Origin of the sequence: Gilliamella apicola, from assembly GCF_003202915.1 — a bacterium.
In the GTDB taxonomy this organism is placed as follows: Bacteria; Pseudomonadota; Gammaproteobacteria; order Enterobacterales; family Orbaceae; genus Gilliamella; species Gilliamella apicola_Q.
Map to the genome: position 1 here is coordinate 1 of NZ_QGLP01000002.1, position 22,694 is coordinate 22,694.

The following is a 22,694-nucleotide window of genomic DNA, read 5'->3' on the forward strand; positions in this document are numbered from 1 at the left end:
AAAGCCTCATTTTTTATTTACAGATAGATGATCATTATTTTTGATCAGGTAATTTGCTTTTATTAAGCGTTACGAATTTTACTCATCTTTTTTATTACGTCAAATGATCTATTTTGATCGCCATTTAAATAAAATAAGATCTTTTATATGATCTTTTTATTTTTATTACTATTAAGGTGGATCCTTTTTGTTGATAACTAATTTTTATGGTTATTTTATAGGATCTTACTGATCGTTTAATTCTGTTAATTGATCGGATCTTTTTTTAGTTTAACCTGTTTATAACTCCTATTTTTATCCACAACGATTTTTCTTTTCAAGGTTATTAATGCGATTATAACAGCTTTTTAGCTGGGTTTATCACAGAGTTATCCACAAAAAATAAATTTATATGCTTAATATTTTTGCTTTTATTGTTTATTATTTAATCTCTGTTATTTAGATCATTCTAGTTCAAAATATTTTATAATATTAAAAATTAGATCAATAAAATGTAATTATGAGTATTAAAGATTTCTATAAAGTTCAAAATAAGATTGTTAATCGTACTTAGCGTCATCAATCCACTTATCCGGTTTTATCGAACTAGAAGACTGAATTTGTCTGTATTAAAGGAATTATTGAACGTATAGATTTACAAGAAGAGTATAATTATTTTGAATTTGTATCTAAAAATGCAATTGAACACAGGTTAATTAGAGCTAATTTTGTTAATGTTCAAATTGATAGTGTTATTTATCGAAGTTGGATAGGTGATTGTCCTTTTCAAGCGGGTGAAGAAGTTGCTGTTATAGCCCAGTGGCAAGAAGATCATTATGAACTTTATGCTTTAGCTAAACCTGACGAAAGGATTATTAGTATATGTCCTAGTTGCAGTAAAAGGCGAATTGCTTATTTAATCCGTCAAACTAAATTGACACTATTTTTGATCCTTTCTGTTATCTTTTTTTTTAATATACTTTATATTTTAGCTTGGGGCAGCCTTTACCAATTACTTCACTTAACAACAGAATATATCTCTTTTATGAAACCTATATTTTTGGTAGTAGTATTTTTTGTTGTGTAGCAATGATTATAGAATCTATACCTAATGTTAATAAAAAAGTCTCTAAATTAAAACAAAAAAAGCAGCACAATTGTATTAAACCTTCTAAAAGGTTCTTCCCTGGTAAAAATGAAAATAATTTTTTTTATTATTAGTAATTGATGATGAGTTAAATGCTTATAGCTAAACGGCATTTTAACTATCTTATTATTCTGTTTTTTATAAGTTAACTAGTTTTATTCTATCTATTTTTAATATTTTCTTTAGCTAACTTTTTTTGTTCTTTATAAAAGTGATTGATTTTTGTAAAAGCAAATTTATACTTAGTACGATTGTATTTTTATTGTGAGGTTATTTTATTACTCATTCACAGTTGCCTTTACCTTTAATATTACCTAATAATGAAAACTTTGATAGTTTTTATGTAGGTGATAATCAATTATTGTTTGATTCTTTGCAAACCTTATTTGATAAGGAAGGCTTCAATGTCTTTTATATATGGTCAGCAAGTGCAGCTGGTCGCACTCATCTGTTACATGCTTCAAGCCAAAATAAATTAGCCAGTTATATACCTTTAAAACAACATGTTTTGCTAGTACCCGAGATTTTGCAAGGTTTAGATAATTATGATTTGGTCTGTTTAGATGATATTGATGCGATAGCCGGTCATCGTGATTGGGAAGAAGCTATATTTGATCTATTTAACCGTTTAACTGAAAAGAACGTTAGTAAATTATTAATCACCTCCAGTGCACCGCCTAAACAAATTCCTTTTATGTTACCGGATTTAGTGTCTAGATTAACATGGGGACAAGTTTATCAATTAAAAGAGTTAAGCGATGAAGATAAATTAAAAGCTTTACAACTTAGGGCAAAATTAAGTGGCTTTGAGTTATCAACTGAAGTAGGGTTATTTTTATTAAAACGTGTTAACCGTGATATGCGAACTTTATTTTCTTTAATGGAAGAGTTTGAAGTTGCAACGTTAGCTCAACAACGTAAATTAACCATTCCTTTTATTAAACATATTTTGGATTTATAAAATGATAAAAAAACCTGAAGCTATCGTTTTTTTCGATTTAGATGGCACTTTATTTAATAAAGATGTAGATGTGTTACCTAGTTCTTATGAGGCAATTAGAAAACTTAAACAGAATAATATCGTACCAATGATAGCAACAGGTCGAACCCCGCCTGAAGTTCTTGATTTGATGAGAGATACGGGTATAGATTCCATTATTGGTATGAATGGTCAAGTCGTTATTTATGAAAAAAATGTCGTTTTTACTAATAATATCGATAAAAATGTTATTACACGACTGTATGAATATTCAACAAGAGAAAATAATATTCCTCTAGCTTTTTATAATTATAAAATGATGCGAGTATCTGAAAATGGTCAACCAGCACAAAGATTTTATCACCATTTAAAACAAGATGTTCCTCCTGTTGATGATGAAATTTATTTAAAAGAACCTATTCAGATGTTGCTATTACTTTGTGAACAAGGAGAGTCACCTTATCACGACAAATTTCCTGAATTAACCTTTATTCGAAATACACCTTATTGTGTTGATGTATTTAATCACGGTGGATCGAAAGGCAGGGGAATTAATGAATTGTTGAAAACTCAGGGTTTTAGTGATGTACCTACTTATGCATTTGGTGATGGTATGAATGATTTTGAAATGTTCTTAACTGTTGATCATCCAATAGCTATGGCTAATGCCGTTGATGCATTAAAAGATAAAGCTGAATATGTCACTGATAATAATAATAATGATGGCATAGCTAAAGCATTAAAGAAATTTGGATTAATTTAAATATAAAAAAATCATCTAATTGTTTAGGTTAGATGATTTTAAATTTAATTATCTAATCGTTTATTTATATTTATTTAATGATGTTGTTTAAAACCAACATTATTGTTACCAAAACAGCGATCATAATCAAAGCCGGTTAACTCTTTAACTAACGCTTTTGTTTCTGAGGTTGCATCTTCTTTTTTACCACCATTTTTCAATCGATCAAGCTCTTGAATAATAAGTGCGTGGGTAGATTTGTCCAATTTCATACGGTAAGTGAAGAATATACCTAATAATGCCATTCCACACACACCTAAGATTAAAACTAAGTTAATTGCTGTAACCGCACTTTGTGGTTGAACAGCATCTACGCCCGATACAAAACCAGAGTATTTTAGTACAATACCTAAGATAAAAACGATAGTTGCCCGCATTAATTTACCCGCCATGGTCATTGCACCCGCATAGATACCTTCGCGACGTCTGCCTGTTAGTACTTCATCGATATCTGCTAAGAAAGTGTATACGCTCCACGGAATATAATAGACACCACCTGTTCCTAAACCAAACCAAATAGTAATACCAATAACAATCCAAGTAACATGAGGCATATTAAGATAGTAAACACCGATATAACCAATTACTGAAGATATTACGATTAATATAGCAATGACAAATGGTCTTTTGAATCCACGTTTGACACACCAAGCCATAAAGAAGGCGGTAGAAATTAATTGGCAAATACTACTCAAACTATTCATTTGGGAAACAAAGGTTTTTGGTTGGCCTAAGTTAAATACCACAAAATAAGTAAATGTTGCCGCAAATAGCCATTCAGCACCAAAACCAAATAGATACATACCTAAATGATTTCTAAATGTTTTTAAACGGAAAGTAGAAAATACATCAGAGAATAATTTAACAATGCTTTCCCCAAGACCAGAGGTTGTTTCATCTTCAATTTCATCAACTGATTTTTCCCAACTATTTAAGTAAAGTAGAACCAATGCAATCGCCATGATAGATGCATAAGTAATACCTGTTAATAAGAATGGTAGTGGTGAATCTTTACCATCAAATAGGTAGAAAAATACACCAGGAATAGCGGCAGCTAAGAAGTTAGCTACTTTACCAAACATCGCTTTCGAACCAGCTAAATAAGTTCGTTGATCGAAGTTTTTAGTCATCTCTACCGGTAAAGTATTATATGGGATCATAATCATGGTATAGATGAATTCAAATAAAATATAGGTAGTTAAGTAGTACCAGAAATTCATCCCATCAACCCAAAGCAATGGGTAAATAATCATACATGGAATAGCAAATAGGATGAAGAATCGACGGCGACCAAAACGACGTCCAAGTTTTGTATGGTTAAAGTTATCAGTAATAAAACCCATTAACGGATTTAAAATAACATCTAAATAAGTCGCAATAGAAAAAATTAACGTTGCTTGAAATGCCGAAAGTCCACAAAAAGTTGTATAAAAGTATAGTAACCAAGCAGCACTAATTGCTAGAGCACCACTTCCTATCAAATTACCACTACCATAAGAAAATCGAGTTAGTGTGGTTATTTTTTTCTGATTATCAGCCATAAATCTATTTCCTTTAATAATTATGAAATATCGTTTTAAAATTATTGTTTAAATAATACTAAATTTATATAAATTAATTTTAATTTTTTTTAAGAAATGTGACATTGATAACAAATTATTTTGTTTTATAAGGCAAATCTATTAATATTATTTAATAAAAAACTATAAATATCATAATGTTATTCTTTTTTTTGAGATTGTTTTCTTAAATTGTGATCTTATTAACAGAAAAATTAAATTAAATAATAAAAAATATAAAACAGTATTTTAAAAAATATTTCTTAAATTTAGGAAAACAATAATGAGTCAATTTAAATTAAAAAAAATACCGCTTTTAATGTTTATGACTACCTTCCCTATCTATATCTTTGCTGGTCAAACAACTTTTCAATATGAACATAACTGGAAATCGATGGATAGAATTCATGGCGATACTATTAAGTTAATTCATAAAACCGATGATAGTTGGCAATATGAATTTAAATTTGGTGTTACTGAAGGTGGTGGAAATAAACGTGATGTTTTATATGATGATATGCAAGGTGGCTCAGGTGGTGTTGTCATTCAAAAAACGATTACCCTTGATAATGGTTGGGGGGCGATTATTCCTTCATTAGAATTAGGATTTAGTAAAGATTCAACGCTTTATCAACCCGGATTAAAATATAGTTATAAAATTAATAATGATTGGTCAACAAGTTTTCGTTATCGTTATGAATGGAAAAAAATATCTCATGCTGAACGTTATAAAACAGCAAAAATATCTGGTCAACAAGTCAAATATGTTGCGAGTAGCAATACAGGAAGGAATCGTTTAGATTGGGCATTAATATATTCTGGTATTAAGGCATTTAACTTTAATTATACCTTTAACTATTATATTGGTGATTATACCAACAACTCTTATAAAGCCTTGAAAAAAGGTTTTTCTAAAAATGAGTATAAAGCTTATAACAATAAAAAAACGGATTATGAGCAAGAATTTAAAATTACCTATAATTATTCAAAATTATTCCGTCCCTATTTTTCTATTTCTGATGTGTCAAAAAGTAAAACCACAGATACTAGACAAGCTAAGTATAAAGTTGGTTTCAATTACGCGTTTGGTCAATCAAATAGTAAAGATTCCGATTTTGCTTACAAAACCTATTTCAAATATGCACATCATTATGGTTTAACTTCCCATTATCATGGTGATAGTTTTGGATTATATACTGATTTTGATAAAAAAGGTTATGTTGGTCTTAGTGTAAATACCTATAACCAATTGAAAAATAGATTATTCTTTGATGATATTGTTTCAAGCCATTATCAACTATATGGTGGTTACAACTTTTATTTAGCTGATCAGTGGGTACTAACACCGAATATGGAAGTTAGATTCTACTCTGGTGGTGGTTATAAAGCAAAAAGTAAAGAAAACTTACCGCATTATCAACTAGGTGATGTCAGTGATTCACAACGCCCAGGTGTCCGTTATTCTCCTGCTTTAAAATTGAGTTGGTTACAAAGCGATGATGTAGCGTTTTATAGCCAATATCGATATGAATATCGTAAAGTTTCAAGAACTAAACGTGAAGATAGTGTGCAAGGTTATGTTGATAACCGAGCGCGTAATCGTTTTGATATAGGTACTGATATTAACTTATCTCCAGATTGGAATGTTGGCTATCGCTTCTCATACTTAAAAGGAAATTATGTATTACATAATGATAAAAAGCATGATTATCAGCAAGAGTTCGATATAAATTGGCAAGCAACTAAAGCTTGGCAGGTTAACTTGGCTGCTGAGGATGTGGCGAAAAGTCTCCATTCTGACGCAAGGGAAGCTAAGTTAGCACTAGGATTATCTTATCTATTTTAATCAATAAAGAAGGTGTTAAAAGTGGTGGAATCATGTTAAACAGAATAAAGAAAACCTTTTTCGGACTTTTATTAGTTGTCTCTTCAATCAGTCAAGTAATGGCAAGTACGGTTATACAAGGTTATGTTTATGTCAATAAACCTATTATTTCATCGGTGATAATCCGTGATGCTAATAATAAATTTTTAAAAACCATAACCGATAGCGCAGGGTTTTATCAACAAGATGTTTCTGAACTGACGCCACCACTAATTTTTTTTAGTAATGAAAACTCACTTGCCCGAACAGTGGATAACAACCAAACTTGTAACGGTAACTGTTTGGTTTCATATATCCATAGTCTACAAAAAGATCGGCAAAATACCGTTAATATTAATCCATTAACTGATTTTTTAGCTAGTGAACTAGCTAAACAAGTAAATCTTTTAGGTCCAGAAGAGTTTGTTAATAATCAATTGCCATTTTTAATAGATGATACAGCATTAAGCAATGCTTATAAAAAATTTCATTTATTGTTTGATAATGCATTACCTCAAGTAGGCATTATCGCTAAATCATTTGATCCAGTTACCACAGTCAATCAAGATATCAACCAGCTACTTAATGTAATGCTTTTTAATCGAGGATACGATTCATCTACTGGTAAGGTGAGTGGAACCGTATTGTTTGATATGCGTTTAATACCAATTAACCGAGATTCGCCTTTTAATTATTATCAAGCGGTTAAGCAACAAGAAAAAAATATAAATACTAAACAACGTATTTTTATTTTAGGTGATTCAACTGCCTCTAATTATGATAAAAAAGTTTATCCAAGAATGGGATGGGGGCAAGTTTTTGATCGCTTTATTAATGATAAAGCTGATATCGTTGTCATTAATGGTGCGCAATCTGGTCGTTCAAGTCGTAGTTTTAAAACAGAAGGTTGGTTTCACTTGATGAAGCCTTTTATGAAAAAAGGCGATTATATGATCATTGCTTTTGGGCATAATGATGAAAAATGTGACGGTAGCAATCCAAAACGCGGTAAAGTGGATGTGGATAATTTATGTACCTATCCGAATGATGATAATAATCAAAAACAATATCCATCAAAACAAGAAAATATGTCATTCCAATCTTCTCTAGAGAGTTATCTTGCGGTGGCAAAAGAGTTAGATATGACACCAATTTTAATGACTCCTGTTACCCGTTATAAAGATCACAATAATAAAATAGCTTATCAATATCAGAATAAAAATCCTGTTAGCCATCTCCATTACACCACCAATAAACCCGGTTTTGCTTATTGGGGCGATTATTCCAATACCATCAAACATACCGCTAAAGTTAACCACGTTGCTTTAATTGATTTAGAATCCTTGAGTATTGATTTTGCTAATCAACATAAAGATGACTGGCAGTCTTACTGGTTAGTTGTTGATCCTAATGATCATAAATATCCCTATTATAAAAAGCAATCTTCCGGTGTGATAGGCAATCCTGACGCTACGCATTTTCAAGAAAAAGGTGCACTAGCGATAGCTGAAATTATAGCCATAGCAATCAGCAATCATCCTGATATAAAACAAGATATTGTTGATCTTAATAAAATTCGTCAATAAAAAATTAAGGTATTAATTAAAATGAAAAAACGACTAATAGCGCTGTTAATTCCATTAGCCATTAACTCATATAGTTTTACAAGCTATGCGTTATCACCAGCACCAATAAAAATAAAACAGGCACTTGATGTTGCGCCTGAAAATGGTTTTGCTGGTTTCAATTTAGCTACCAATAGTGGAACAACAGGTGGGTCAAAAGCTAAAAAAGAGATGATCTTTTTAGTTAACAATAAGAAAGATCTTTTAGAAGCTATTAATATAAATAAAGATCAACCTCGTATTATTCAAGTTTCAGGGGTGATTGATATTAGTGAAAACAAACCTTACAAAAACTTTGATGATCAAAAATCACGTTCGTTAATCAAAATTCCTAGTAATACTACATTGATCGGTGTTGGCGATAATGCTGGTTTTATCAATGGCTCAATAATGTTATCTAAAGTAAATAATGTCATTATTCGCAATTTAAAAATTGAAGCCCCAATTGATGTTGAACCAAAATTTGAAGAGGGTGATGGATGGAATGCTGAATGGGATGGTATCAACATTATTTCCTCAACTCATGTTTGGGTTGATCACGTCACTTTAACTGATGGTACCTTTACCGATAATATGTATCGTGAAAAAGATGGCTGGAAATATGTACAACATGATGGTTTGTTAGATATTAAACGTGGTAGTGATTTTATTACTATCTCTTATTGTCTATTTGAAAACCATGATAAGACAATGTTAATCGGTCACAGTGATAAAAATGCTGATCAGGATGAGAATAAATTAAATATCACCCTTCATCATAATGTCTTCACTGATATCACTCAACGTGCGCCAAGAGTAAGGTTTGGTAAAATCCACATGTATAACAACCTTTTTAAAGGGACTGTGAATAAATCTAAAACAGTATACCCATATCAATACTCTATTGGTTTAGGCTATAAAGGCAGTGTACTTTCCGAAAATAATTTATTTTTGATTGATGGTTTAAAAGATAGCTGCAAAGTGGCTAAACAATTTAAAGGCGATAACCTTCAAGATAAAAACTCTCTATTTAATCAATCTAAGTTGCAATTATCATCATGTGGTTTTGATGATAATTTGCGTTGGTCTGTGCCTTATCAATATAGCGTGGATGATATTAAACAATTTAGCAAAAGTTACAGCCGATTAGTTGGTAGTGGAAAACTTTAGAATTATTGAAATAAACAAAAATGTTAGGGTCTATAATGAAAAAAATATTAACTTCAATACTTTGTCTATCTACGCTTTATGTTAGCGCTGCTTCTGCACAAGAGTGGAAAGCGATAGCCTTTGGCCAATCGACAGACTTAAATTTTGCCTCACTTATCAAACCAGAAAAAGTGGGAACCAATAATGCATGGATTGCCGGTGAAAAAGATTTTTTAGTTCCAAATCAACCTTATCCGTTACCATCAGATTTCTACCTAGAAAGTCGAGGCGGCAAAATTGCTAACTCGCATGATGGTATGGTGGTGTTTTATACCCAATTACCGGTTAATCAAACGTTTACTTTAGAGAGTGATGTTAAATTAGAACAAATAGGACCAGAAGTTGATGGTAAAACGCCTGCTGCTCAAGAAGCAGTTGGTTTATTTGCGCGTGATACCATTGGTGTTGCGCGAAGTGAACCACAGCCAGCTGGTTATGAAGAATTTCCAAATGCTTCAAATGTTATTATGAATGCTTTAATTACGCAAAATCAAAAAAATGATAATTTAGTAAAAGTAACCGGCTTAGTGCGTGATGGTGTAAAAAAAGCATGGGGTAATGAAGGCATATCCATTGAGAAAGTCGCTTATGTTGAAAATGTTAATTATGTTGATGTAAAAAGTATGCATTTAACAATGACCAGAACGGCAGATCAATTTATCTTATCGATGAAAAATAATTCCACAGGTGAAGAGAAACAGTGGGCAACTAATGATTATTCTGGATTTTTGAATCAACAAGATAATCAAAATATTTATGTTGGTTTTTTTGCTTCGAGAAATGCGAAAGTTGAGTTTAAAAATTCTACCTTAACTCTTAAGGATGAAAAAGTTAATTATGATAAATTACCAGCTAAACCTAAGGTAATAGTAGATATTAAACCAACGTTAATTTTGTCCTCATCGCAAAATGCCTATAGTAAAGATTATACATTACAACTTTTCCCAAATACTTCTGGAACCGTATTGGTTAAGGAAATTAATAAAAAGTTGAATGCCGAAGTTGGTAAATTATTACAGTTTCCAACTCAGTTAAAAGATGGAAGTAATACCTTTACTGTTGAGTTTAAAGATAAAGCAAATACTAGTACCCAAACTTTTACCGTTAATCTAAATAAATCATCGATTGAAAATTTATCTAAAATTGTCGTTTCACCAGAAGGTAACAAAGATAACAAAGGTACTAATCAATCACCGGTTGATTTTGAGACAGCAGTTAATAATGTTGAGCCTGGTGGGGTTATTTATTTGATGGATGGTTATTATAATGGTGTTACCCTACCTGAGCAATTAAGTGGTTTACCGGGTAAATTAAAAACGATACAAGCCATTAATAAGCATAAAGCAATTTTTATCAACACTACGTTTAATTTAGATAGTCATTATTGGTCTATTAAACATGTTATCTTTGATGGAAATATTGATAATAAAGACAATAAGCCCGCTTATTTAAGAATTTCCGGTAGTCATAATGTGATTGATCAAGTTATTACCCGAAATAATAGTGATACTGGACTGGCAATATCAGCAAAAAAGAAAAATCAAAATAGAATTTATTGGCCATCTTATAACTTAATTATTAACTCTGATTCTTATAATAATATGGATAAATCAGGTAAAAATGCTGATGGCTTTGCCGCTAAATTAGGTGTTGGTAAAGGGAATGTCTTTAGAGGATGTATTGCCCATAATAATACTGATGATGGGTTTGATCTTTATAATAAAATTGAAGATGGTCCAAATGAACCAGTATTAATTGACAGTTCAGTCACTTATTCAAACGGTTTTCCTTTCTCAAAACCTAATATTGCTAAGGGAAGTATTGGTAATGGCTTTAAATTAGGTGCTGAAGGGCAACCGGTAAATCATAAAATTATCAACTCAATTTCATTAAACAATAATATGGATGGATTTACCGATAACTTTAATACGGGTTCTTATATTTTGAGCAATAATATTTCAATTAATAGTGCGCGATATAATTATATTTTACGAGCTAACCCTTATGAGTTTTTAAAACCAGAGGTTACTTTTGAACATAATTATTCTATTCGAGATAGTTGGGATTCAGCGATAAAAGATTCATTTGGACCACAGATTAAAAGTATAGATTTTAAATCGGTGACCAGTGATAAATTATGGCCGGGCAATACTGACTTTAAAATCACTCGAGATAAAAACGGTAATATTGTGTTACCAAAAGAGTTACAAACATTAATTGAAAAAAATAAAGTTAACTAATTAAATAATAACGCGCTATATCTTATTAGATTTAGCGCTTTTCATCTTTACAACACATCTTTGCAATTTATTTTTTCAACTCTTATTACTCTGTTTTGATTGCCAATACTTTAATTATGTTTATTTAATAATTATTTGTTGAGAAATATATTGCAGTTAAAAAATTATATTTAAAGATAACTTTTATTTATTGAATAGTAACTATTAGAAGTAACGAAATGTGTTATTTCATCAATTAAGTTGAAATAACACAAGTTTTGTAGAAGGTGTAGATACTAAATTAAGCTAAAAGACTTTTGATATAAGCTGTAATTTCTGGGTCTTGGCTGTTTTCAAATAAACATTTTTGGAAACGCTCACCTCGGATCGCATCTTTAAGTAATGATTGATCAATTGATTTCAATGCTTCGATTAAACTTTTTCCTGCTGCATTTTTCATATCATTTAAAATTACCGCATTAGCATTTTGCGATTCACGACGCTCAGGCGGATAACCTAATCCTTTTTCGCCATCAAAAGCTTTTTCAAAAATATAACGGGCATTAAGTTCAGCTCCCCAACCAAAGCCTTTAGCAAAAGCAAGTGATAACGCATTACCATTATTTACTTGTGCAAATAAATAGGCATCAGTAGGTTCAATACAATAACCACAGTTAACACCAGGGAATGCATTTAATGCCATTAAAGCGCCTTGACCTGTTCCACAGCCAGTGATAACAAAATCAACTGCTTTGCTGTTTAATAAAATAGCGCTAATAATACCTAAATGAACATAAGTTAATTTTTTATCATTGTCGCCATCCATGCCGACGTTAAAAACAGTATGTCCGTATTTCTCAGTTGCGTTTTTTAATTCATTTAAAATAATTGGATTTTTAGCTGCTTGGCTAAATTCGTTCATTAGTGCTATTTTCATGATTTTCCTCTATTTTGTGTAAAATAATAACCAATCACATGATAGTTATTAGTACATTTAGCTTTTATTATAAGCCTGCAAAAAAATATATCAATTTTTTTAACTAAAATAAAACGATGTTTTAATAAAATTGTTGCAATGTGATGAAAGTCACAAAATCGTCATGGTTTTTATATTACTATATTTAATAAATTATCATCTTTTAAATAGTTAATAATATTTATATGCAGGGAGTTTTATATGGCTAAGGGGAATATCGTAACGCTATCATTTTCATCATTTACTGATGAAGATTCAAAAAATGAAATTATCCGGTTAACGCCAGAAGGTATTTTATGTCATCGTAATTATTTTTATCAAAAATGTTTTACCAATGATGGCCAAAAGTTACTTTTTGCGGGCGAATTTGATACTAATCGCAACTATTATTTACTCGATATAGAAAACCAAACAGCAAAACAACTTACTGAAGGACCCGGTGATAATACTTTCGGTGGCTTTTTATCTCCAGATGATAAATATTTGTACTATGTTAAGAATGAACGCAACTTACAACAAGTTAATCTAGAAACGTTAGAAGAAAAAAATGTTTATACTGTTCCTGATGACTGGGTTGGTTATGGAACATGGGTTGCTAATAGTGATTGTAACGAAATTGTTGGTATTGAGATTGATAAAAAAGATTGGACACCTCTTACTGATTGGGCAATATTTAAAGCGTTTTATGATAAAAACCCTCACTGCCGTTTAATCAAAATTGATATTGGAACTGGCGTAGCTAAAACGGTTATTGATCAAAATGTATGGTTAGGTCACCCAATTTTTAGACCTTTTGATGATAAAACAATCGCATTTTGTCATGAAGGACCTCATGATTTAGTTGATGCCAGAATTTGGTTAGTCGATCGTGATGGTAAAAATGAGCGTAAAGCACATGATAACTTACCTGGTGAAAGTTGTACTCATGAATTTTGGGTACCAGATGGTTCAGGATTAGCTTATGTTTCTTATATGAAAGGTCAACAAGAACGCTATATTCGCCTTTATAATCCAGTAACCAATGAAGATAAAGAGATCATGGAAATGCCTGCGTGCTCTCACTTAATGAGTAATTTTGATGGTACGCTCTATATTGGTGATGGAACAGGTAGCCCAGTTGACGTTATTGATACTAGTGGTTATAAAATAGAGAATGATCCATGGCTTTATATTTTAGCACCTAAGACCAAAACAGCGCATAAATTAGTTAAGCACAATAGTACTTGGCGAGTTTTAGATGGTGATCGTCAAGTGACTCATCCTCATCCATCATTTTCACCTGATAATAAATACGTTTTATACTCATGTGATGCACAAGATGAACCCGCACTTTATTTAACTAAAGTGCCTGCTAACATATTAGAAGAAATGTGATAGACCCGTTTTGTCTATCATAACTAGAACGGAGAATATAATTATGTCGATTTTAAATAAATTTTCACTCAACAATAAAATAGCGCTAGTAACAGGTGCTTCTTATGGCATCGGCTTTGAAATAGCAAAATCGTTAGCTAGTGCAGGAGCGAAAATCGTATTTAATGATGTCGTACCTGAAAATTTACAAAAAGGACTTGAAGCTTATAAAGCCGCTGGCATTGATGCTCATGGTTATTTATTTGATATTACGGATGAAGCCATTGTTGAAAAGTCTATAGCCCAAATTGAAAAAGAACATGGTGTGATTGATATTTTAGTTAACAATGCGGGTATTATTCAACGCAAATCAATGCTAGAAACTAGTGCCGCAGATTATCGAAAAATTATTGATATCGACCTTACTGGTCAATTTATTATGGCAAAAGCGGTACTTCCTTCAATGATCAAAAAAGGTAGCGGTAAAATTATTAACATTTGTTCAATGATGAGTGAGCTTGGTCGTGAAACTGTTGTTGGATACGCATCAGCTAAAGGTGGTTTAAAAATGTTAACCAAAAATATCTGTTCAGAATTTGGTCATGCCAATATTCAATGTAACGGTATTGGTCCAGGTTATATTGCCACTCCTCAAACGGCACCATTACGTGAAAAACAAGCTGATGGTTCTCGTCATCCATTTGATCAGTTCATTATTGCCAAAACACCAGCTGGACGCTGGGGTACACCTGATGATTTAGCAGGCGCTGCGGTATTTTTAGCATCGGAAGCTTCAAATTTTGTTAATGGACATATTCTTTATGTAGATGGTGGTATTTTAGCTTATATCGGTAAACAACCTTAATAAAATAAGATTAAAAAATTAAATGGTTTAAGAGATAATGAAATAAAGGGATGTATTTTGTTATCTCTTGTTTATTCAATAAATTTAGGAGTGATATCATGTTTTGTTTTAATGCAGATATTGAATTAATTGATTTAGGAAATGGGGTTAAACGTAAAGTTTTAGCGCATGATGGTAATATGATGGCAGTGGAAGTTCATTTTGAAACCGGGGCTATTGGGGCAATGCATCATCATCCTCATGAACAATTAACTTATGTTTTATCGGGAGAATTTGAATTTACTATCGGTAATGAGACTAAAATTGTTCGTGCTGGCGATACATTATACAAAAAACCAAATATTGAACATGGTTGTGTTTGCAAACAAGCTGGTGTATTACTTGATATGTTTACTCCTCAACGATTAGATTTTTTATAAAATAGCTAGTTTATTATTAATTATGATATACTTTCGATAGTTTTAGTTGTTCTAAGTGATCATTTAATAATAGAATAATGACTATTTTTTAGTAAGGAGATGTGCTAATCATGAGTGATAGCTCACCAGAATCGGTTGCTTCGGTTTTAAAAGTTTTCGGAATTTTAGAAGCTTTATCTGAATCTAAAGACATTGCTATATCAGAATTATCGCAAAAAGTAATGATGCCCAAAAGCACAGCCTATCGTTTTTTACAAACAATGAAATCATTAGGTTATGTTAATCAAGAAGAAGATTCAGATAAATATTCTCTTAATTTAAAATTGCTTGATTTAGGTAACCGTGTACTTTATCACCAAAACTTCTTAGCTATTGCTGATTTAGAGATGAGAAAGTTAAGGGATAAAACAAAAGAGACGATCCATTTAGCCGTTCGTGAAGGTGACCAAATTATTTATATTAATAAAGTGGCATCCGAACAGTATAGCCTTTGCTTAACCTCTAAAATCGGTAATCAAGCAACGGTACATGCAAGTGGATTAGGTAAGGTTTTATTGGCTTGGTTAGATGATGAAAGCAAAAAAAGCTTAGTTAATAGTATTGATTTTGTTCGATACACCCCGAAAACCATTACCAGTAAAGAAGCCTTTCTTGCTGAACTAGATGAAGTTAAACGTTTAGGTTATGGCAAAGATGATGAAGAATCAGAGCTTGGTTTGCGTTGTTTTGCGGTACCTATTTATAATCGTTTAGGTAATATTATTGCTGCGTTAAGTTTATCAACCTCTATCTTTAGATGTAGTACAGCGGAAGATGAAGCTAAACTAGTGAGTGAAATTAGCCAAGCTGCTGCCAAAATATCTGAATTAATTGGTTATAATAATCAGTCAAAATCATCAGATTAAAAGTTATTATTGATAAATAACCCCTAAGCTTACTGCTTGGTTTGCTCCAGTTACTTCTGGAATGTTGGATGGAAGATTATTCATTCTACAGTAGGCAAGCCAAGCAAAAGCAATTGCTTCCATATCATCACTGTTCACCCCTTTAACATCAGTCGTTAAAACTTGCCATTTGGGTAATAATACAGATAAGCGTTCCATAATGAATGGGTTTTTTGCGCCACCACCACAAACTAACAATTGGCATGGTAAATGCATTTTTATTGATAATTTATTAATCTCATTGACAATTGTGGTAGCAGTAAATTCAACCAATGTTGCTTGAATATCTTGAGCATTTAAAGAAAAGCCTGTTAATTTTTGAGTTAACCAAGTTAAATTAAATAGTTCTCTACCGGTGCTTTTGGGCGCTGGTATCTGGAAATAATCTTCATTACATAACGCACTTAATAAGGTTTGATTTACTTTTCCTGATTTAGCCCATAAACCATCTTTATCGTAATTTTTTGCTAGATTTTTATTTATCCAACCATCAAGTAAAACATTACCAGGTCCTGTGTCATAACCAATTACCGGTTGCTCAGGAATTAAAACCGAAATATTACTGATTCCGCCAATATTTAAAACAACACAATTAATTGCAGGATTTAAGAATATTGCTTTATGAAAAGCCGGTACTAATGGCGCACCTTGACCACCATAAGCCATATCTTTTCGTCTAAAATCGGCAATGGTTGTAATGCCTGTTTGAGCAGCAATAATATTGGCATCACCAATTTGCATAGTAAAGGGATTATCACCATTGGGCGAATGATAAATGGTCTGTCCATGGCAACCAATGGCGTTAATTTGTTTTTTATCAATATGATTTTTCGTTATAAACTGATTGATGCTTTTTGCATAAAGCATACCTAATTGATGATCAATTTCGCCTAAATCTTGTAATGTTGTTTGCTTACTATTACAAAGCGTTAATAATCGAGTTTTAATTTCGGTTGGCATTGGATAGCAATCACTAGCAATAGCGGTAATTTTTCCATTGCTGATATCAACTAATGCGATATCAACTCCATCCATACTGGTACCCGACATTACACCAATATATAAATTTTGCATAATATTAACCTTGTCGAATGATTGTGCCAGTTTGCACATCACGAATGATTGATGGTTGTGAACGTTTTCCTGTTTGACCATCTAAAATAGGGAAATTCTCCCCAAATTGGCTGGCAACTTCAATTGTTGTTTTACAAGCAGGATGACCAGAAAGATTGGCACTGGTTGAAACTAATGGCTTAGCAAATAAATCACAAAGTTGGCATACTAAAGGATGATCGGTAATTCGAACGGCAATTGAATGATATTTTCCAGTTAAAAAATCCGGAGTATTAATATTTTTTGGAAAAATCCATGTATTAGGACCAGGCCAACTATTAAAAGCTATCTGTTTTTGCTCTTGAGTGACTGCTGATTCATCAATATAAGGAAGGAGTTGCTCATAGTGACTAGCAATTAAAATTAAACCTTTATCAACCGAACGTTGCTTTAGTTTTAACAATTTAAAAACGGCTGATTCACAATCGGGATCACAACCTAAACCAAAAACAGCTTCAGTTGGATAAGCAACAACCTCACCTTTTTGTAATAGTTGATTAATTTCTAGTAGAGTTAATAAGTTTGCCATCAAATTTGTCTGTTTACCCAATATCATTAAAATTTATATTAAACTGAGGTAGGCCTATTTGCAAATTAGTGATGATGGAAATTCTAATAAGATAGGTATTAGTTTGAAGTAATCAGCCAAATTATTCCCAATTGATTTGAGGATAATAATTAACGGTTAAATCAACAACCTGTTGCATGTTGATAATTTTAACTCTTGGATCTATTTGTTCTTTTAAACCACGAGCGTTAATATCATTATCAAGCACATAACAATGTTGTGTGTTTTGCAAAACCGTATTTAATATAGGGTTATTTTGACAAGCTATAATGACGCCATTTTGCCAAAATAGCACAGCATCTTGTGCTGATATAAGCTTTGGATCGATTATTGATTGGTTAGCTGTTGTGATGGTATGTAACATTTTTCTCTTTTTACCCTTAAATTAAACCCCAAAAACCCCGTTCCTCAACATTTTTTGTTAAAATTCAAGTAAATCTTACTTGGTACATCTTTAATGGTTATTAGTATATAATAAGGGTTATTTATCGAGCAAAGAATTCGTTATGAAACCAATTATTTTAGCTAATGAACAAGAGACAATTTTGTTTGGTAAACAATTGGCAGCACAGTGTCTAAATTATTTGTCTAATCATAATAGTGCAATAGTCATCTATCTGATAGGTGATCTTGGTGCAGGTAAAACCACGTTTAGTCGAGGATTTTTGCAACAATTAGGTCATGTTGGCAATGTCAAAAGTCCTACTTATACACTGGTTGAACCTTATCAATTTGATACGTTTTGTGTTTATCACTTTGATTTGTACCGATTAGGTGATCCTGAAGAGTTAGAGTTTATGGGTATTCGTGAATATTTTTCCTCCAAAGCAATTTGTTTGATTGAGTGGCCTATGCAGGCTAAAGGTATTTTGCCTGCTGCTGATATTGAAATTCATTTGGCTTATTTCATGCTTGAACGAACCGTTTGTCTGCAAGCAAACAGTGATAAAGGGCAAGCTATCATTAACCAATTACTATAAAAATTAGCGAAAAAACCATGAAGAAAATACTCACTTTTTTTATATTATTTCTATGTAGCTCAGTTTATGCGTCGAAAGTTGTCATAGCTGTCGATGCTGGTCATGGTGGTAAGGATTCGGGGGCAATTGGTCAAAACCAGTTATACGAAAAAAATGTCACTATTTCGATAGCGAAAAAATTAACTAATTTATTAAATAAAGATCCCAATTTTAAAGGGGTATTAACCCGTAGCACAGATGATTTTATCTCTGTTCATGAGCGTTCGGATATTGCGCGTAAAAGTAAGGCAAACTTATTAATTTCTATCCATGCTGATGCCGCACCTAATCGTAACGCCACTGGCGCATCAATTTGGGTATTATCAACTAAACGAGCCGATACAGAGTTGGGTCGTTGGCTAGAACAAGATGAAAAGCAATCACAATTATTAGGTGGCGCAGGTGATGCTTTGAGTGATGATCATGACCAAAATTTAAGCCAAGCAGTACTCGACTTACAATTCTCTTATTCACAACGAGTTGGTTATGAACTAGCAACTCAGGTATTAAAAGAGATGAACGGTGTGATTAAACTGCATAAAGGTATACCTGAACATGCCAGTTTAGGTGTATTGCGTTCACCAGATATCCCTTCAATATTGATTGAAGTTGGATTTATAACTAATGAAGCTGAAGAACGATTGTTAGCAAGTAATGCCCATCAAGATAAAATAGTTAAAGTGATTTATCAGGGGATAAAAAATTATGTTAAACAGAATCCTAAATTTGGAGAAAAACATTAATGGCAATTCATATTCTATCACCTCAATTAGCTAACCAAATCGCTGCTGGTGAAGTGGTAGAACGGCCGGTTTCGGTGATCAAAGAGTTAGTTGAAAACAGCCTTGATGCTGGTAGTTCTCAAATTGATATTGATGTTGAACAAGGTGGTAGTAAATTAATCCGTATTCGCGATAATGGTAGTGGTATTGCTAAAGCTGAATTAGCATTAGCTTTAGCTCGCCATGCAACTAGCAAAATTAATACACTGGATGATTTAGATAGCATAATGAGCTTAGGCTTTCGTGGTGAAGCGCTAGCAAGTATTAGTTCTGTTGCTCGATTAACGCTAACTTCACGCACAGCCGATCAATCTGAAGCATGGCAAGTTTATGCTGAAGGTCGAGATATGAAACCAACGATTAAGCCAGCCGCACACCCGGTTGGGTCAACCGTTGAAGTTCTTGATCTATTTTATAATACACCTGCTAGACGCCGCTTTCTCAAAACCGATAAAACAGAATTTATGCATATTGAGGAGTTTGTTCGACGTATTGCTCTTGCGCGACCTGATGTCACTTTTAATTTGCAACACAATGGTAAACTCATTAAACAGTATCGCCAATCCCCGCTTGAAAAACGGGTTGAGTCAGTTTGTGGTCGGGCATTTGTTCAAAAAGCGATAAAATTAGATTGGCAGCATAATGATTTGCAGATCCAAGGCTGGGTTAGTAGTAGTGAAGTGAGTGAACTACAATATTTTTATGTTAATGGCCGAGTAATAAAAGATAAATTAATCAATCATGCTTTGCGTCAAGCTTACAGTAGCCGAACTAATGAACAACAGAGTTATGTCGTTTTTTTACAGATTGACCCTAAACAAGTCGATGTAAATGTTCATCCTGCTAAGCATGAAGTGCGATTTCATGAAGCAAGATTAGTACATGACTTTGTATATCAAGCCATTGTAATGGCGCTTGAATCAAGTCAACAACTTGCAGCTGATGACGAAAAAACGGTAATGATACCGAATCGACAAGCTGCTGGTGAGAATATTTTTAATCAAAAAAAACAAACTGAGCATAAAACTTATTCACCAACTAGCGCATTACCGAAAAAGCCAATTAACCATGTTAAAGAAAATGCGCTTTATGGTCAGTTGGTTGATACAAAGCTAAAAGGTTCAATCGAAAAAACGCGCTTAAGGTCACTTGAATTAGCTGATGATGATAGTTCAATAACGGCACCACAAAAGGCGGTTATTGAGGGCTTATTTCCTAAACGGGATGTACCATTGCAATCCCTGCATCAGCAAGTTGATAGTTCATCATTAGTGCAATTTGGTCGAGTATTAACGGTTATGCAACCAGATATAGCCTTGCTTGAGAAGACTGAAAATAATCAACAGCAGTTTATGTTAATGAAGTTGTCGCTTGCTCAACAGAAAGTAAATACCATTAAATTATTATCTCTTGAGTCTGAAAAGTTACTTATTGCATTAACAATTTTAGTCAATAAGAAAGAACAGGATGCTTTAAATGATTATCAAGACCAATTGAAATTTTTAGGTTTTGATTTTTATATTGATAAAGCCAAACTACATTTGCATAATGTACCGAAAATGTTACGAACCACAAATTGGCAAAAATTATTACCCATGTTAATTGCGTTCCTTTTATCATCAGGTAAAGATGTACTGGACCCGACGCAAATCGCGACTTGGTTAGTTGAAAATGCCGACAATGATTATGCTGAAAATTGGAGTGTAAATAAAACTATCCAGTTATTGGCGCAATTGGAACAGATAGATAATAATTTGTTACAACAAGATAGCTTTTTATATCCGATTGATCTTCAATCTTTATCACAATCAATTTTATCATGAATAAACCCAAAATTATCTCGTTAATGGGGCCAACGGCATCAGGTAAAACCGCTTTTGCGATGGCCCTTTATGACAAATACCCGATCGATATTATTAGTGTTGATTCAGCACTTATTTATCGAGGTATGGATATTGGCAGTGCTAAGCCAACCAAAGAAGAACAACAGAAATACCCACACAAACTTATTGATATTTGTGATCCAGCGGAGAGTTATTCTGCTGCCAATTTTCGGCATGATGCCATTGTAGAAATTGAAAAATCATTAAGTAGTGGTCGAACACCATTATTAGTTGGCGGAACAATGTTATATTTTAAAGCGTTAATTGAGGGGCTTTCGCCGTTACCGGCTGCCAATAGTGATATTCGCCAACAGATTGAAGAAAAGGCCAATAGATTAGGTTGGCAAGCGATTCATGAGGAGTTAAAAAAGGTCGATCCTATGTCAGCTGAGAGAATACACCCTAATGATCCACAACGTCTTAATCGAGCATTAGAGGTTTATCTTATTTCTGGTAAAAGTTTAACCGAATTAACTCAAGAAAATGGTGAAGCATTACCTTATGATATTATGCAATTAGCCATCATGCCGGAAGATAGAGCCGAATTACATCACCGCATTGAGCAACGTTTTTTACAAATGTTAGATCAAGGTTTTGAAGATGAAGTGAAAAAACTTATGCAGCGCGCCGATCTTCATTTGAATTTACCTTCAATGCGTTGTGTCGGGTATCGACAAATGTGGGAATATTTAAATGGTGACAGTAGTTATGATGAAATGGTTTTTAAAGGAATTTGTGCTACTCGCCAATTAGCAAAACGACAAATTACTTGGCTTAGAGGCTGGAAACATTCGATAACTTGGTTAAATAATGATAATATGGAAACAGTTTTTAATCAGATTTTTTAAGTTACAAATTGTAGTAATAGCTTTTGATATTTTTTCTATTGGTTATAATAGTAAACAAAATTTTTTCATTTCTTAAAAAACTTTCTACTTATCTTGATGTTTAAAGTTGTATGTTTGTTTAAATTTCGTTAATTTATTAAATTTTTAGTTATTTGTGCATAAATTACCGTTGATTAGTTTAAGAGCTGGGTTTTTTATGTTATTTTGATAAACACTACATAAGTACTTTATGTTGCAATCAGCTAAATTACCGTGTTGATTGTAAATTTATTTTATCTTTATATTTTTATTTCATCTTAAAGGATAAACTCATGTCAAAAGGGCAGTCATTACAAGATCCTTATTTAAATTTGCTTCGTCGCGAGCATATTCCTGTATCAATCTATTTAGTTAATGGTATTAAATTACAAGGACAAATTGAGTCATTTGATCAATTTGTTATTTTATTAAAAAATACTGTTAGCCAAATGGTATATAAGCACGCAATCTCAACTGTGGTACCGTCAAGACCAATTTCTGGATTGGTATCTCAACCTGAAGAGGAAAGCGAAAGCTAATTATT

19 protein-coding genes and 1 pseudogene are annotated in these 22,694 nt (G+C 32.5%); 15 read left to right on the plus strand and 5 right to left on the minus strand.

Annotated elements, in window-relative coordinates; translation table 11 throughout:
• Positions 1–1,403: 1,403 nt before the first annotated feature.
• On the plus strand, positions 1,404–2,087 hold the full coding sequence (gene hda / locus DKK79_RS00020; RefSeq protein ID WP_110422346.1) for a DnaA inactivator Hda: 684 nt from the start codon (positions 1,404–1,406) through the stop codon (positions 2,085–2,087).
• 1 nt (position 2,088) lies between these two features.
• A complete protein-coding gene (locus tag DKK79_RS00025; protein WP_110422347.1) occupies positions 2,089–2,868 on the plus strand; it encodes a Cof-type HAD-IIB family hydrolase in 780 nt (259 codons plus the stop codon).
• 74 nt (positions 2,869–2,942) lie between these two features.
• Here DKK79_RS00025 and DKK79_RS00030 read toward each other — a convergent pair whose 3' ends face one another.
• The gene (locus DKK79_RS00030) at positions 2,943–4,448 is read right to left on the minus strand and encodes an MFS transporter (RefSeq protein WP_110422348.1); all 1,506 of its coding nucleotides are present in this window, start codon (positions 4,446–4,448) and stop codon (positions 2,943–2,945) included.
• A 301-nt stretch (positions 4,449–4,749) separates the two neighbouring features.
• On the opposite strand from DKK79_RS00030, the gene DKK79_RS00035 reads away from it, so the two are divergent.
• The 4 genes from DKK79_RS00035 to DKK79_RS00050 are packed head-to-tail and all read left to right on the plus strand — an operon-like array spanning position 4,750 to position 11,383.
• The gene (locus DKK79_RS00035; RefSeq protein WP_110422349.1) at positions 4,750–6,312 is read left to right on the plus strand and encodes an oligogalacturonate-specific porin KdgM family protein; all 1,563 of its coding nucleotides are present in this window, start codon (positions 4,750–4,752) and stop codon (positions 6,310–6,312) included.
• Between the two features lie 32 nt (positions 6,313–6,344).
• A complete protein-coding gene (locus DKK79_RS00040) occupies positions 6,345–7,916 on the plus strand; it encodes an SGNH/GDSL hydrolase family protein (protein WP_110422350.1) in 1,572 nt (523 codons plus the stop codon).
• Positions 7,917–7,937: 21 nt separating this feature from the next.
• Positions 7,938–9,104: a pectate lyase family protein gene (locus tag DKK79_RS00045; protein WP_110422351.1), complete on the plus strand. Its 1,167-nt coding sequence runs from the start codon at positions 7,938–7,940 to the stop codon at positions 9,102–9,104.
• A 35-nt stretch (positions 9,105–9,139) separates the two neighbouring features.
• The gene (locus DKK79_RS00050) at positions 9,140–11,383 is read left to right on the plus strand and encodes a right-handed parallel beta-helix repeat-containing protein (RefSeq protein WP_110422352.1); all 2,244 of its coding nucleotides are present in this window, start codon (positions 9,140–9,142) and stop codon (positions 11,381–11,383) included.
• A 280-nt stretch (positions 11,384–11,663) separates the two neighbouring features.
• Here the strand turns inward: DKK79_RS00050 and DKK79_RS00055 are convergent, their stop codons facing one another.
• The gene (locus tag DKK79_RS00055; RefSeq protein WP_110422353.1) at positions 11,664–12,299 is read right to left on the minus strand and encodes an RpiB/LacA/LacB family sugar-phosphate isomerase; all 636 of its coding nucleotides are present in this window, start codon (positions 12,297–12,299) and stop codon (positions 11,664–11,666) included.
• A 240-nt stretch (positions 12,300–12,539) separates the two neighbouring features.
• On the opposite strand from DKK79_RS00055, the gene DKK79_RS00060 reads away from it, so the two are divergent.
• The 4 genes from DKK79_RS00060 to kdgR all read left to right on the plus strand — a co-directional run bounded on the left by DKK79_RS00060 (position 12,540) and on the right by kdgR (position 15,880).
• The gene (locus DKK79_RS00060; protein WP_110422354.1) at positions 12,540–13,712 is read left to right on the plus strand and encodes an oligogalacturonate lyase family protein; all 1,173 of its coding nucleotides are present in this window, start codon (positions 12,540–12,542) and stop codon (positions 13,710–13,712) included.
• 49 nt (positions 13,713–13,761) lie between these two features.
• A complete protein-coding gene (locus tag DKK79_RS00065; protein WP_110422368.1) occupies positions 13,762–14,556 on the plus strand; it encodes a gluconate 5-dehydrogenase in 795 nt (264 codons plus the stop codon).
• A 98-nt stretch (positions 14,557–14,654) separates the two neighbouring features.
• Positions 14,655–14,975, plus strand: a complete 321-nt coding sequence (locus tag DKK79_RS00070; RefSeq protein WP_110422355.1) for a cupin domain-containing protein — start codon at positions 14,655–14,657, stop codon at positions 14,973–14,975.
• Positions 14,976–15,085: 110 nt separating this feature from the next.
• Complete coding sequence (gene kdgR, locus DKK79_RS00075; RefSeq protein ID WP_110422356.1) at positions 15,086–15,880, plus strand: DNA-binding transcriptional regulator KdgR; 795 nt, start codon at positions 15,086–15,088, stop codon at positions 15,878–15,880.
• A gap of 6 nt (positions 15,881–15,886) precedes the next feature.
• Here kdgR and DKK79_RS00080 read toward each other — a convergent pair whose 3' ends face one another.
• The 3 genes from DKK79_RS00080 to tusB all read right to left on the minus strand — a co-directional run bounded on the left by DKK79_RS00080 (position 15,887) and on the right by tusB (position 17,964).
• Positions 15,887–16,993: an anhydro-N-acetylmuramic acid kinase gene (locus tag DKK79_RS00080; RefSeq protein WP_110422357.1), complete on the minus strand. Its 1,107-nt coding sequence runs from the start codon at positions 16,991–16,993 to the stop codon at positions 15,887–15,889.
• A 4-nt stretch (positions 16,994–16,997) separates the two neighbouring features.
• Entirely contained in the window at positions 16,998–17,561 is a 564-nt protein-coding gene (locus DKK79_RS00085; protein ID WP_110422369.1) for a Sua5/YciO/YrdC/YwlC family protein, read from the minus strand.
• Positions 17,562–17,682: 121 nt separating this feature from the next.
• The gene (gene tusB, locus DKK79_RS00090; protein WP_110422358.1) at positions 17,683–17,964 is read right to left on the minus strand and encodes a sulfurtransferase complex subunit TusB; all 282 of its coding nucleotides are present in this window, start codon (positions 17,962–17,964) and stop codon (positions 17,683–17,685) included.
• A gap of 142 nt (positions 17,965–18,106) precedes the next feature.
• Between tusB and tsaE the strand changes: the two genes are divergently transcribed.
• The 5 genes and pseudogenes from tsaE (at position 18,107) to hfq (ending at position 22,689) form a co-directional block, all read left to right on the plus strand.
• Positions 18,107–18,580, plus strand: coding sequence for a tRNA (adenosine(37)-N6)-threonylcarbamoyltransferase complex ATPase subunit type 1 TsaE (gene tsaE / locus DKK79_RS00095; RefSeq protein WP_110422359.1), 474 nt, complete (start codon positions 18,107–18,109; stop codon positions 18,578–18,580).
• 56 nt (positions 18,581–18,636) lie between these two features.
• A pseudogene (locus tag DKK79_RS00100) lies at positions 18,637–19,341 on the plus strand (N-acetylmuramoyl-L-alanine amidase); the annotation flags it as partial.
• Between the two features lie 20 nt (positions 19,342–19,361).
• Entirely contained in the window at positions 19,362–21,224 is a 1,863-nt protein-coding gene (gene mutL, locus DKK79_RS00105; RefSeq protein ID WP_110422361.1) for a DNA mismatch repair endonuclease MutL, read from the plus strand.
• Complete coding sequence (gene miaA / locus DKK79_RS00110; protein WP_110422362.1) at positions 21,221–22,132, plus strand: tRNA (adenosine(37)-N6)-dimethylallyltransferase MiaA; 912 nt, start codon at positions 21,221–21,223, stop codon at positions 22,130–22,132. Before mutL ends, miaA begins: the two co-directional genes overlap by 4 nt.
• Before the next feature lie 311 nt (positions 22,133–22,443).
• Entirely contained in the window at positions 22,444–22,689 is a 246-nt protein-coding gene (gene hfq, locus DKK79_RS00115; protein ID WP_065555596.1) for an RNA chaperone Hfq, read from the plus strand.
• Positions 22,690–22,694: the final 5 nt, after the last annotated feature.